Origin of the sequence: Streptomyces sp. ActVer, from assembly GCF_027270795.1 — a bacterium.
Classification (GTDB): domain Bacteria; phylum Actinomycetota; class Actinomycetes; order Streptomycetales; family Streptomycetaceae; genus Streptomyces; species Streptomyces umbrinus_A.
Genome location: NZ_JAPWHT010000078.1, coordinates 1 through 12171 on the forward strand (window position 1 = coordinate 1; position 12171 = coordinate 12171).

Consider the following 12171-nt stretch of genomic DNA (forward strand, 5'->3'; position numbering starts at 1 on the left):
CTGGCGCGGCAAAGCCGACCCCGCCCGCCGGAGCCGGAGCCGGAGCCCGCGCAGCAGGGCCTGTCTCGCCCACCCGCCCCCGGACGTCCCGCAGCACGCCGGCCCTCCCGGTCCTCCGCGCCCGTGCCCTTCGCGTCGCCTACGACGGGTTCACCGCTCTGGACGGCGTGGACCTCGATCTGGCCCCGGGCAGGATCACCGCCGTCGTCGGGCCCAACGGGGCAGGGAAAAGCACGCTGTTCCACTGTCTCGCCGGGACCGTGCGGCCGGATGCCGGGCGGATCGGGCTCGGGGAGCGGGACATCACCCGGCTGCCCGCCCACGCCCGGACCCGGCTCGGTATCGCCCGCACCTTTCAGCAACTCGCCGTCTTCCCGACCCTGACGGTGGCCGAGAACGTACGCGTGGGGGCCGAGCAGGGCCGAGTCGTGGACCGGGACGCCGTGGAACGGGTGCTGCGGCTGCTCGGGCTCGACGGAGCCGTACGGGCGCTCCCTGCGGCGGGCCTGCCGACCGGAACCCTGCGGCGGGTCGAACTCGCGCGGGCCCTGGCGGGAAGCCCCCGTGTCCTGCTCCTCGACGAGCCCGCGGCGGGGCTGGACACGGGCGAAGTGGCGGCGCTGGCCCGCGTGCTGGGGGCGCTGGCCGCGGACGGTACGGCCCTGCTCGTCGTCGAGCACGATCTGGACCTCGTGGCCGACCTGGCCGACACCGTGCACGTCATGACGGCGGGCCGCGTCGTCGCCTCCGGTCCGGCCGACCACGTACTGGAAGGCCTCGACCGGCTCGAAACACACCAGGGACACCAAGGCGGCCGAGGAAGCCAGGGGCCCGGAACGGCGGTCGACGGATGAGCGCGTCCGGGATCTCGCTGCGCCACGCGCGCGTGCGGCACGGCCCGCTGGAGGCGCTGCACGGGGTGACACTGCACGCGCCCGCCCCCGGCGTCACCGTCCTGCTCGGCCGCAACGGCTCGGGCCGTACGACCGCGCTGCGCGCCCTCGCCGGAACCGTGCCCCTGTCCCGCGGGGCCGTGGTCTGGGACGGCACCGACGTCACGGGAATGCCCGCGTACGAACGGGCCCGCCGCGGTCTGTGCCTCGTCCCGGACCGCCGGGCCGTCTTCGGCTCGCTCACCGTCCGCGAGAACCTCGGACTCGCGGCTCCCGGCCAGGACTTCGCGCCCGCCCTGGACGCGTATCCCCAACTGGGCCCGCTGCTCGCCAGAAGGGCGGGAACCCTCTCCGGCGGCGAGCAGCGCATGCTCGCCCTCTCCCGCGCCCTCCTGGCACGCGCGCGCGTGGTCATCGTCGACGAACCCGCGCAGGGCATGTCCCCGACGGTCGCCGCCCGCACCTACGAGCTGCTGAGCGGCCTCGACGCGTGCGTGATCGTGGCCGAACAGCGCCTGCCGCCAGGCCTGCACGGCAGAACGGCGATCGTGTACGAACTCCGGCGCGGCGCGGTCGTGTTCAGCGGCGAGGCGACGGAGACGGCGGTCTCGGCGGCGGGCCCATCAGGACCGGCGGAGGCGTCGAGACGGCCCGGGCCCGCGAGTCCGCCAAGTCCGACCCGCCCGGGAGACTCGGGGAGCCGGTGGCCGCGTCCTCCGGAAGAACCGCCGGAGAAGTCGCCGGAGGAAGCACCGGAGTGACCAGCCGTCCCGGTCCCGCCCCCTTCGGCAGCTTCAGCATGGTGCCGACGTTCAGCCGCTGCGGATACTCCCCGATCATCTTCCGGTTGAGCTTGTAGAGCGCCTTCCAGCCGCCCTTGACGCGGTACCGGCGGGCGATCGACGCGAGCGACTCGCCGGACCTCACCACATGCGCCCGGCCCTTGAGCTTGTACCTCTTGGCACAGACGGGCCACGCCTCCCATCCCTGGACGCGCAGCACCTCCTCCGCGACCCGGATCTGCTCGTCACGCGTGGCGAGGTCGGCGCGCGGCGCGTAGGCCAGTCCGCCGAAGGCCTTCCAGGTGGGCTGCCAGAACTGCAGTCCTCCGTAGAACCTGTTCCCGGTGTTCGCGTCCCAGCGGCCACTGCTCTCGCACTGAGCGAGACAGCCCCACGGCCACTGGTCCCTGGCGCAGTTGTAGGGCACCCGTCCCGGCACCGGCGGACCTGGTGCCGTGGGCGGTGGTCCCGCGGGCGGTGGTGCCGCGACCGCCACCGCGGGGGCGAGTACGGCCAGGACGACGGCGACGACAGCCGCGTACCGCATGCGCTTGATCGACATCGGGCCACGCTAGGCAGGGTGGTGACGGCCCGTCGGCGAGCCGCGCAGGTGTCCGACGGGGCCCCACCCGGTCGGAGGACCGGGTGGGGCCCCGGGCTCACAGCTCCAGCCGCTGGCCGGGGACGATCACGTCGGGGTCCCCGCCGATGGCGGCCTTGTTGGCGGCGTAGATCCGCTGCCAGGTGGTTCCGTGCCGGGCCGCGATGGCGCTCAGCGTGTCGCCGCTGCGGACGGTGTAGTCGCCGCGGGACGAGCCGCGGCCGGTGTGGCCCGTCGAACGGTCCGGCGCCTTCGCCGGCTTCGACGGGGCGGCCTTGGTGGTGGGGGTGGTGGGCGCGGACGCCGCGGGCGCACCGCCGGACGCGCCCGCGCGTGACGAACAGGTGGGCCAGGCGCCCCATCCCTGCCCGCGCTGCACCTTGGTGGCGACAGCGATCTGCTGCGCCTTGGAGGCCTTGTCGGCGGTGGACGCGTAGGCCGAGCCGCCGTACGCGCGCCAGGTGCCGGCGGAGAACTGGAGTCCTCCGTAGTAGCCGTTCCCGGTGTTGATGTGCCAGTTGCCGCCGCTCTCGCACTGGGCGATGCGGTCCCACACTCCGCTGTCCGCCGCCGCGGCGTTGCCGGTGGCGGCGAGCAGTCCGAGCGGGGCGAGCAGCGCCGCCCCGGCGAGGACCGCCGTGGTACGAGTCTTACGAGTGGTATCGGCACATTCGGACATGTAGTTCCCTCTCCAAGGACCCGGGCTCCCCCAAGGCGGCACGGACGGTCCCGCGTGTCGACGCGGTCCTTCCCGTTTCGCCCCGTCCGCCGGAGATGGTGCTGGTGGTACTGGTGGCGCTTGTGGTGATGCCGGTCGTACTTCTGGCTGACTTGCTGTGCGGTCGGCGGACGTACCCGAGCGGTGCTCGTTGCACACGGCGGAGCAATGTAGAGAGCCGAGAGGCCCGGTAACAACCAACTCCTTGTCATTCCAGGCCAGTTCACCGTTACCGGGAGTATCGTCGAATTTGAGACACCCGCTTCATTCGCTGATTTCCGGATTTGTCGACCAACGGACCTGACGATCTGTGACTCACCTCACCGGATCAACTTCCTTGGAACCCCGAGAAGTTGGCGTGGAGTAACAGATTCCGCAGCCGGGTTCACCCTGTGCGCAGGATGGTTCGATTCCGTTCGCTCTCGGGCGTGACTCCGGCCACAGATCGCCCGTTGTCTTCTTCATGAGCCGGGAACCCATCCGGTTCATGGGCCGGGGGCCACCCGGCCGCACCACGCACCGCATCCCGAGGAGCCACCCGTGCCGCGCATGCTCGACGTCAGCGACGACGTACGCGCCGAGATCGGCGACGAAGAAGCCGACCGGCTGCTCGCCGGAGAGAACGCCCCGGGCAGTTACGACTGCACGTCCTGCCGCACCCAGGGCGACTCCGAACAGGAGCGCACCAGCACCGTCCTGTTCATCGGCGACGAGACCGCCGTACTCGCCTTCGCGCACGCCACCTGCCTGCCCTCGCAGGTCGTCCAGGTGACCGAGGAGCAACTGCAGGGCGCCGTCCGTTCCATCACCGGCGACTCCATCACCGGGGACGAGCGCCCCGCCGAGGCCCTGCCCGAGCAGGCCGTCCTCGGAGTCACCAGCGGGCTCGTCCTGCTCGGCGGCGAGCTGCAGCCCGCGCTCGTCGTCGAGCCGACCGGACGCATCGCCCGGCCCGGCACGACGGGAGGAGCGGGCGACGACTTCCTGCCGCTCCTCATCGAGCAGGGCTTCATGCCGCTGAGCCAGCTCACGGAAGTGCCGCCCGTACTGCACGGCTGGTCCGTGCTGCTCGCCATGGGCCAGCTGCACGCGGTCCTGCAGCCCGGCACCGGCGGCGGCTCCCCCGTCGCCTGGTGGCAGGCTCACCAGCCGCTCCAGGTCACCGACAGCTGGCGGGCGGCCGCCAACAAGCACCAGCAGGTGCTGCTGTTCGCGGCCCCGGTCGGCTCGATCGGCCGCCAGCCCCGCGAGGACCTGCTGCGCCAGGCCCTCGACAAGGCCGCCGCGGGCGGCCAGCTGGTGGCGAGCGCGATGCCCCTGGCCGGCACCTGAGCGCGGGCCCCGGTCCACGAATGCGCCGGAAACACTCCCGGTGACCGGCCAATACGGACCGGCGGCCGCATCCGAAGGGCGGCGGGGTCGTTGGCACAGACGTGCACACCTACGACTCCCCCCGCCGCCTGCCGTACACGTCCCCCATCCCGGCCATGCGGCCGGTACAGGACACCGCGGGCACCCCTTCGGCCACGCCGATCTACGACGCGCTCTTCGCGGAGTTCCGCAAGGCCTTCCGGACCCTGCCGGGCGACCGCAGTGGCGAGGAGGAGCTCGGCTTCACGGCTTTCGGGACCGGGCCGCACGGCGGAGGCCTGTACGGCTCAGGTCTGCATGGCTCTAGCCTGCGGGGATCCGGGCTGCACGGGACGGGGCTGCTCAGCACGAGCTCGTCCAACTCGGGTGCGTACACGCCGACCGCGTACGGCATGCGGCACGTCGGGCAGCAGACGGGGCAGGTGTCCACGCACCAGAGCCAGACCGTCACGTCCGTCTGGCAGCCGGTGGCGCGGCAGCACGCCACCGGTCTGCTCCCGGCGGCGCTCCCGCCCGGAGCGCGCCGGGAGCGCTGAGGCACCGGGAAGACTGAGGCACATGGGTGAGGGCCCCGCGGTTCCGCGGGGCCCTCACCCATGTGCGTAACGTCCCGTGCGGCTACTTCTTCTTGCCGCGCTTCTCGCGCACCCGCACCGAGATGTGGATCGGCGTGCCCTCGAAGGCGAACTCCTCGCGCAGCCGGCGCTCCACGAAGCGGCGGTAGCCGTGCTCGATGAAGCCCGAGGAGAACAGCACGAACCGCGGCGGCTTGGTGCCCGCCTGGGTGCCGAAGAGGATGCGGGGCTGCTTGCCGCCCCGGACCGGGTGCGGGTGGGCGGCGACCAGCTCACCCAGGAAGGCGTTCAGCCGGCCCGTGGGAACACGCGCCTCCCAGCCCTCGATCGCGGTCTCGATCGCGGGGACGAGCTTCTCCATGTGGCGGCCCGTACGCGCCGAGACGTTGACCCGGGGCGCCCAGGAGACCTGGGCGAGCTCGGTCTCGATCTCGCGCTCCAGGTAGTAGCGGCGCTCCTCGTCGAGGGTGTCCCACTTGTTGAAGGCGAGGACGATGGCGCGCCCGGCCTCGACGGCCATCGTGACGATGCGCTGGTCCTGGACCGAGATGGTCTCGGAGGCGTCGATCAGGATGACGGCTACTTCGGCCTTCTCCACGGCCGCGGCCGTACGCAGCGAGGCGTAGTAGTCGGCGCCCTGCTGGAGGTGGACGCGCTTGCGGATGCCCGCCGTGTCGACGAACTTCCAGGTGACACCGCCAAGTTCGATGAGCTCGTCGACCGGGTCACGGGTGGTGCCCGCGACCTCGTTGACGACCACACGGTCCTCGTTGGCCACCTTGTTCAGCAGCGACGACTTGCCGACGTTCGGGCGGCCGATGAGGGCGATGCGGCGCGGGCCGCCGATCGCGGTACCGAAGGTCTGCGCAGGGGCCTCGGGCAGCGCCTCCAGGACGGCGTCGAGCATGTCGCCGGTGCCGCGGCCGTGCAGCGCGGAGACGGGGTGCGGCTCGCCGAGGCCCAGGGCCCACAGGTACGAGGCGTCGGCCTCGCCGCTCAGGCCGTCGACCTTGTTGGCGCACAGGACTACGGGCTTGCCGGCCTTGCGCAGCAGTCGTACGACTGCCTCGTCGGTGTCGGTGGCGCCGACCTTGGCGTCGACGACGAAGACGACCGCGTCGGCCGCGTCGATCGCGTACTCGGCCTGGGCGGCCACGGAGGCGTCGATGCCGAGGACGTCCTGCTCCCAGCCGCCGGTGTCGACGAGCTTGAAGCGGCGGCCCGCCCACTCGGCCTCGTAGGTGACGCGGTCGCGGGTGACGCCCGGCTTGTCCTCGACGACGGCCTCCCGTCGGCCGATGATCCGGTTCACCAGGGTCGACTTGCCGACGTTCGGACGGCCGACGACGGCGAGGACCGGGAGCGGGCCGTGGCCGGCCGCCTCGATCGCGCCCTCGATGTCCTCGACGTCGAAGCCCTCTTCCGCGGCGAGCTCCATGAACTCCGCGTACTCGGCATCGCCAAGCGCCCCGTGCTCGTGCTCGGCCGAGCCGTCGGGCTGGATGTGGTCGTTCATGAAGTCCGTACCTCGTAGTTCATCGTGGTGATCGGTGGACCGCCCGTATCGGACGATCCACTACTGGAGTGTCTCTTAACGCCCCGTGAGGTGCCTGGCGTTTTCCAGGTGCGCGGTGAGCTGCTTCTGGATCCGCACGGTCGCCTCGTCGAGCGCCTTGCGCGTACGCAGTCCGCTGCCGTCGCCCGCCTCGAAGGGGTCCCCGAAGACGACGTCGACCCGGCTGCGCAGCGGGGGCAGCGCCTTTATCAACCGTCCGCGCCTCTCCGTGCTTCCCAGCACGGCGACCGGGACGATCGGGGCCCCGCTGCGGACGGCGAAGTAGGAGAGCCCGGCGCGCAGTGCGGCGAAGTCGCCCTCGCCGCGGGAGCCCTCCGGGAAGATCCCGAGGACCCCGCCGTTCTCCAGCACGCCCAGCGCGCGCGTGATGGCCGTCCGGTCGGTGGTGTCACGGTCGACCTTGATCTGGCCGACGCGGGTCATGAAGGGGTCGAGCGGGCCGACGAACGCCTCCTTCTTGACCAAGAAGTGCGAGGGCCGGGGCGCCACACCGATGACCATCGGGCCGTCGATGTTGTGGGAGTGGTTGACCGCGAAGATCACCGGACCGGTCGCGGGGACCTTCCAGGCGCCCAGCACCCGCGGCTTCCACAGGCCGTACATCAAGCCGACGCCGATGCGCCGCCCGACCTCGGCGCCCTTGACCGAGGGCACGGACGCGACGCTCACTTCGTGGCCCGCTTCTCCTCGACGAGGGTGACGACGCACTCGATGACCTGCTGGAGTGTGAGATCGGAGGTGTCCACCTCGACCGCGTCGTCCGCCTTGGCGAGCGGCGAGGTCTTACGGCTGGAGTCGGCCGCGTCCCGCTTGATCAGGGCCTCGCGGGTGGCGTTGACGTCGGCACCCTTGAGCTCACCGCTGCGGCGGGCCGCGCGGGCCTCCGGGGACGCGGTGAGGAAGATCTTCAGGTCGGCGTCGGGCAGCACGGTCGTGCCGATGTCCCGGCCCTCGACGACGATGCCCTGCCCGGCCGCCGAGGCGATCGAGCGCTGCAGCTCGGTGATCCGGGCCCGCACCTCGGGCACGGCGCTGACCGCGCTGACCTTGGAGGTGACCTCCTGGGTGCGGATCGGGCCCGCGACGTCCGTGCCGTCGACCGTGATCGTCGGCGCCGAGGGGTCCGTACCGGACACGATCTCGGGCTTGCCGGCCGCGTCCGCGATCGAGGAGGGGTCGGTGATGTCGATGCCGTTGGTCACCATCCACCAGGTGATCGCCCGGTACTGGGCGCCCGTGTCCAGGTAGCTCAGGCCGAGCTTGGCGGCGACGGCCTTGGAGGTGCTCGACTTGCCCGTGCCGGAGGGACCGTCGATGGCGACAATCACGGCCGGAGCGGTCCGGGCGGCGGTGGTTTCCACGGGTGCGGGCACCTTCCTGGTACGGGGTGGTGGGCTGGTTCGGGCGCGATCGTGCCCCGAACAAGGTTACTGGCTTCCCGGACCCCGTTTTACGGACCCCGTGGTGCCCCCGTCACAGCCCCTGGGGCCACCGCCGCAACGATCACCGGAACCAGGGTCACGGCACCGAATCGCGCATCGCCCGGCCCTACTGCCGGATCGACCAGCCCCGCTCCCGCAGCGACGCCGTCAGCACGGGCGCCGCCGAGGGCTTCACCATCAGCTCGACCAGACCCGCCTGCTGCCCGGTCGCGTGCTCGATGCGGACGTCCTCGATGTTGACGCCCGCGCGGCCCGCGTCGGCGAAGATACGGGCCAGCTGGCCCGGCTGGTCGTCGATGAGGACGACGACGCTCTCGTAGACGGTCGGGGCGGCGCCGTGCTTGCCGGGGACGCGGATCTGGCCGGCGTTGCCGCGGCGCAGGACGTCCTCGATGCCGGTGAAACCCTCACTGCGCTTGGCCTCGTCGGAGGACTGGAGGGCGCGCAGGGCCTGCACGGTCTCGTCCAGGTCGGCAGAGACGTCCGCAAGGAGGTCGGCGACCGGGCCCGGGTTCGCGGAGAGGATGTCGATCCACATGCGCGGGTCGGAGGCGGCGATCCGGGTCACGTCACGGATGCCCTGACCACAGAGGCGTACGGCCGCCTCCTCGGCGTTCTCCAGCCGCGCGGCGACCATGCTCGACACCAGGTGGGGCATGTGGGAGACGAGGGCGACCGCGCGGTCGTGAGCGTCGGCGTCCATGACGACCGGTACGGCACGGCAGTGCGAGACGAGTTCCAGCGCGAGGTTGAGGACCTCGGTGTCCGTGTCCCGGGTCGGCGTCAGCACCCAGGGGCGCCCCTCGAAGAGGTCCCCGGTCGCGGCCAGCGGGCCCGACTTCTCGCGGCCCGACATGGGATGCGTACCGATGTACGCGGACAGGTCGAGGCCCAGCGCCTCCAGCTCGCGGCGGGGGCCGCCCTTGACGCTGGCCACGTCGAGGTAGCCGCGCGCGACGCCGCGACGCATCGCGTCGGCGAGCGCCGAGGCCACGTGCGCGGGCGGCGCCGCGATGATCGCGAGGTCGACGGGCCCGGTGGGCTCCTCGTCCGTGCCGGCGCCGAGCGCGGCCGCCGTACGGGCCTGCTCCGGGTCGTGGTCGGCGAGGTGCACGACGACGCCGCGCCCCGCCAGGGCCAGCGCGGCCGACGTACCGATCAGTCCGGTGCCGATGACAAGTGCGGTTCTCACTGGGCGATGTCCTTGCGGAGCGCGCCCGCGGCACCCAGGTAGACGTGCGCGATCTCGGAGCGCGGCAGATCGGACTCGATGTGCGCGAGGACCCGCACGACCCGGGGCATCGCGCCCTCGATGTCCAGCTCCTGCGCACAGATCAGCGGTACGTCGACGATGCCGAGCTTGCGTGCTGCGGCGGCCGGGAAGTCGCTGTGCAGGTCGGGCGTCGCCGTGAACCAGATGCTGATCAGGTCCTCGGTGGTCAGCCCGTTCCGCTCAAGTATGGCGGTGAGCAGCTCGCTGACCTGCTCGTCCATGTGGCCGGCCTCGTCCCGCTCCAGTTGGACGGCGCCCCGGACCGCTCGTACCGCCACGGTGATGCTCCTTGCTGATGTACGGCTCTTGGTACATCCAGCCTAGTCAGCCCTCGGTGGCCCGGTACCGGGCGCCCGCCTGCCGAGACGCCCGCCGCGCTGTCCCGGAAGGGCGCACTGGCACGTCGCGAGCCTCAGAACCGCTGCTGCTTGACGAGGTCTTCGAGCGAGGCGTCCGGCAGGTGTCCGTCGGGGCTCAGCCGGTCGACGACCTTGGGCAGGGTCTGCGCGATCTCGGTGGCGGCCCGGTCGGTGGTGACGCCGGCCTCGTCGGCGACCTGCTTGAGCGTCTCGTCGGGCAGCGCCTGCTGGATCTGCGCGCCGGTCACGGACTGGTTCTGGCCGGTGCCGACCCAGGAGTCGTTCTGCTCCGCGAGGCCGGACCGGGCGAGCAGGTCCATCAGGCCGCCCAGTGGGTTGCCACCGCTCCCGGTGCCGCTCCCGGTGCCGCCGCTCCCGCCCCGGTCGTTCATGAGTGCCTGGAGCAGCGAGCCCAGAATGGCGGCCCCTCCGGCCCCGCCCACCCCTCCGCCGGCGCCGCTCCGAGCGCCTCCGCCGAGAACACTGCCGAGCAGACTGCCCAGATCGCTACCCGCCATGGTCATGCCTTTCGTGGAGGTGGCCGAACCGGTCCAGTGAGGCTCGTCCCGCGAGCCGCTCGACCCGGATTGCACCAATGTCACCCGAATAACTACTTGGCACCACTTGGAGTGAAGTTGTCCTCTACGGTGTGATCGTCCTTTGATTTCCGCGAAGTCGCTCCTGTGCGCCTCTGGACGCAGGGGCCGCGGGTCCGCTTGCATGGTGAGGCTGTCCGCGCCACGCCTCGGGGGAGGCTCGATGAAGCGTTCCGGACCACTTTTCACGCTCCTCGCGGGACTACTGCTCGCCCTGTTCATGCTGTCGCTCAATGTGACGGAAGGGACGCGCAGTACGTCGACCGGGAGCGAGTCCTCGGGTGACGTCGTGTCGGCGAGCCCGACGCCCACGGCCTCACCCCCGTCGGGCAAGCCGTCGGCCTCGCCCTCGCCCAGCCCGTCGAAGACCGCCGTGCCCAACGCCGACTACGCGGGCCGCACGGACGACGACTCCTCCGCGGTCGCGGTCACCCTGCGCGACGGCAAGGCGGTCGCGTACTCCTGCGACGGCAAGGACCAGGAGTCGTGGCTCAAGGGTGACGTCAAGGCCGACGGCAGCATGCGGCTCACCGGCCAGAACGGCAACGTCCTCACCGGCGAACTGAAGGGCAAGCGGATCCGCGGCACGGTCGACATGGGACAGCGGAAGTACGGCTTCACGGCAGACAAGGCCGTCAAGCCCTCCGGGCTGTACCGCGCGACCGCCACCGTGCGCGGCGCCGAGGTCGACGGCGGCTGGATCGTCCTGCCGAGCGGCCAGCAGGTCGGCATCCTCAACCGCGCGGGCAAGCCGGGCCCCGCACCCCGAATCGACCCCGAGACCGGCGTCGTGACGGTCGACGGGCAGCGGCTCACGGCCGAGCCCGTGACCCCGTGATCCGCCCGCCCGTTCCTCCGCTCCGCCCCGCTCTTCGCTCTTCGCTCCGCCCCTTGCCCCATCACCCGTGACCGCAGGGAGCCGACCATGACCGTGGACCCGAACGCCGCCACCCAGAACTTTCCGCCGCCCGGCCCCGCCTCCCGCCGCCCGGGAGCCGCCACCTATCTCGTACCGGCCCTGGTCGCGGGCGCGGTCGCGGTCGGCCTCGGCGTCTACGGCAATGTGCACGACCCAGAGGGCACCGCCTTCAACCTCGCGGGCTTCAGCAGCACGAGCGCGGTCAAGTCGTGGCTCGCCACGGCCGCGATGGGCTTCGCGGTCGTGCAGCTCGTGTCGGCGCTCATGGTCTACGGGCGCCTCCCGGGCCCGAGCTGGTCGGGCGTGCTGCACCGCTGGTCGGGGCGAATCGCTTTCCTTGTTGCGGTTCCAGTTGCCGTGCACTGTTTGTACGCTTTGGGATATCAGACGTACGAGCCGCGCGTTTTGTGGCACTCGATCCTGGGTTGCTTCTTCTTCGGTGCATTCAGTGCAAAGATGCTGTTGCTCCGCTCGGAGCGTCTGCCCGGCTGGGTGCTGCCCATCGTCGGCGGACTCGTCTTCTCGGCCCTGACGGTGGTCTGGCTGACCTCCGCCCTCTGGTTCTTCCGCACGTTCGGAGTGACGACATGACCCACCCCTCCACGCGGCGCGCGGTTCTCGCGACGGGCGCGGCCGCGTTGGTTGTCGGCTGCAGCAAGTACGGGGACGAGAACGACGGGGGCAGCGAGGAGGGGGCATCCTCGGTCGCCCCCGCGGAGAGCGGGACCGGGGGCGAGGCGCCCGCCGGTGAGGAACTGACCAAGACCGCCGACATCCCGGTCGGCGGCGGCAAGATCTTCAAGGACGAGAAGGTCGTCGTCACCCAGCCCGAGGAGGGCGGCTTCAAGGCCTTCTCGGCGGTCTGCACGCACCAGGGCTGCATCGTCGCCAACGTCTCGGACGGCACGATCAACTGCACCTGCCACGGCAGCGAGTTCCGCATCGCCGACGGCTCGGTGGCCAAGGGCCCGGCCCAGAAGCCGCTCCCCGCGAAGCAGATCACGGTCACGGGCGACTCGATCAGCGTCACCTGACCCATCACGCGCCCCGCAGGACCGGTGGGCTG

General features: G+C 71.6%; 13 protein-coding genes and 2 pseudogenes. 7 read left to right on the plus strand and 8 right to left on the minus strand.

The genetic code is table 11. From position 1 onward, the window contains the following. Positions 1-854 (plus strand): ABC transporter ATP-binding protein (locus O3Q52_RS15495; RefSeq protein ID WP_269649361.1); only part of this gene is annotated, 854 nt, incomplete at its 5' end. Next, a pseudogene (locus tag O3Q52_RS15500) lies at positions 851-1492 on the plus strand (ABC transporter ATP-binding protein); the annotation flags it as partial. The gene O3Q52_RS15495 and the pseudogene O3Q52_RS15500, both read left to right, overlap by 4 nt. Before the next feature lie 187 nt (positions 1493-1679). Here the strand turns inward: O3Q52_RS15500 and O3Q52_RS15505 are convergent. Then, a pseudogene (locus tag O3Q52_RS15505) lies at positions 1680-2237 on the minus strand (transglycosylase family protein); the annotation flags it as partial. 97 nt (positions 2238-2334) lie between these two features. Continuing rightward, complete coding sequence (locus tag O3Q52_RS15510; protein WP_269649362.1) at positions 2335-2955, minus strand: transglycosylase family protein; 621 nt, start codon at positions 2953-2955, stop codon at positions 2335-2337. A 579-nt stretch (positions 2956-3534) separates the two neighbouring features. Here O3Q52_RS15510 and O3Q52_RS15515 point away from each other — a divergent pair. Continuing rightward, on the plus strand, positions 3535-4326 hold the full coding sequence (locus O3Q52_RS15515; RefSeq protein WP_269649363.1) for a hypothetical protein: 792 nt from the start codon (positions 3535-3537) through the stop codon (positions 4324-4326). A 155-nt stretch (positions 4327-4481) separates the two neighbouring features. Then, complete coding sequence (locus O3Q52_RS15520) at positions 4482-4901, plus strand: hypothetical protein (protein WP_332112915.1); 420 nt, start codon at positions 4482-4484, stop codon at positions 4899-4901. An 82-nt stretch (positions 4902-4983) separates the two neighbouring features. Here O3Q52_RS15520 and der read toward each other — a convergent pair whose 3' ends face one another. The 6 genes from der to O3Q52_RS15550 all read right to left on the minus strand — a co-directional run bounded on the left by der (position 4984) and on the right by O3Q52_RS15550 (position 10108). Beyond that, a complete protein-coding gene (gene der, locus O3Q52_RS15525) occupies positions 4984-6456 on the minus strand; it encodes a ribosome biogenesis GTPase Der (protein ID WP_269649365.1) in 1473 nt (490 codons plus the stop codon). Positions 6457-6531: 75 nt separating this feature from the next. Further along, on the minus strand, positions 6532-7224 hold the full coding sequence (locus O3Q52_RS15530; protein WP_269649366.1) for a 1-acyl-sn-glycerol-3-phosphate acyltransferase: 693 nt from the start codon (positions 7222-7224) through the stop codon (positions 6532-6534). Beyond that, entirely contained in the window at positions 7182-7877 is a 696-nt protein-coding gene (cmk, locus tag O3Q52_RS15535) for a (d)CMP kinase (protein WP_269649367.1), read from the minus strand. The genes O3Q52_RS15530 and cmk overlap by 43 nt, the downstream gene beginning before the upstream one ends. Before the next feature lie 187 nt (positions 7878-8064). Next, positions 8065-9150, minus strand: a complete 1086-nt coding sequence (locus tag O3Q52_RS15540; protein ID WP_055613796.1) for a prephenate dehydrogenase — start codon at positions 9148-9150, stop codon at positions 8065-8067. Next, positions 9147-9509 (minus strand): chorismate mutase, encoded by a 363-nt coding sequence (gene aroH, locus O3Q52_RS15545; RefSeq protein ID WP_269649368.1) that lies wholly within the window; start codon positions 9507-9509, stop codon positions 9147-9149. Before aroH ends, O3Q52_RS15540 begins: the two co-directional genes overlap by 4 nt. 134 nt (positions 9510-9643) lie before the next feature. Next, entirely contained in the window at positions 9644-10108 is a 465-nt protein-coding gene (locus O3Q52_RS15550; protein WP_269649369.1) for a YidB family protein, read from the minus strand. A gap of 241 nt (positions 10109-10349) precedes the next feature. Between O3Q52_RS15550 and O3Q52_RS15555 the strand changes: the two genes are divergently transcribed. The 3 genes from O3Q52_RS15555 to O3Q52_RS15565 all read left to right on the plus strand — a co-directional run bounded on the left by O3Q52_RS15555 (position 10350) and on the right by O3Q52_RS15565 (position 12139). Beyond that, on the plus strand, positions 10350-11024 hold the full coding sequence (locus O3Q52_RS15555; RefSeq protein ID WP_269649370.1) for a hypothetical protein: 675 nt from the start codon (positions 10350-10352) through the stop codon (positions 11022-11024). A gap of 87 nt (positions 11025-11111) precedes the next feature. Further along, a complete protein-coding gene (locus O3Q52_RS15560; RefSeq protein WP_269649371.1) occupies positions 11112-11696 on the plus strand; it encodes a DUF6529 family protein in 585 nt (194 codons plus the stop codon). Next, entirely contained in the window at positions 11693-12139 is a 447-nt protein-coding gene (locus O3Q52_RS15565; RefSeq protein WP_269649372.1) for a Rieske (2Fe-2S) protein, read from the plus strand. The genes O3Q52_RS15560 and O3Q52_RS15565 overlap by 4 nt, the downstream gene beginning before the upstream one ends. Positions 12140-12171: the final 32 nt, after the last annotated feature.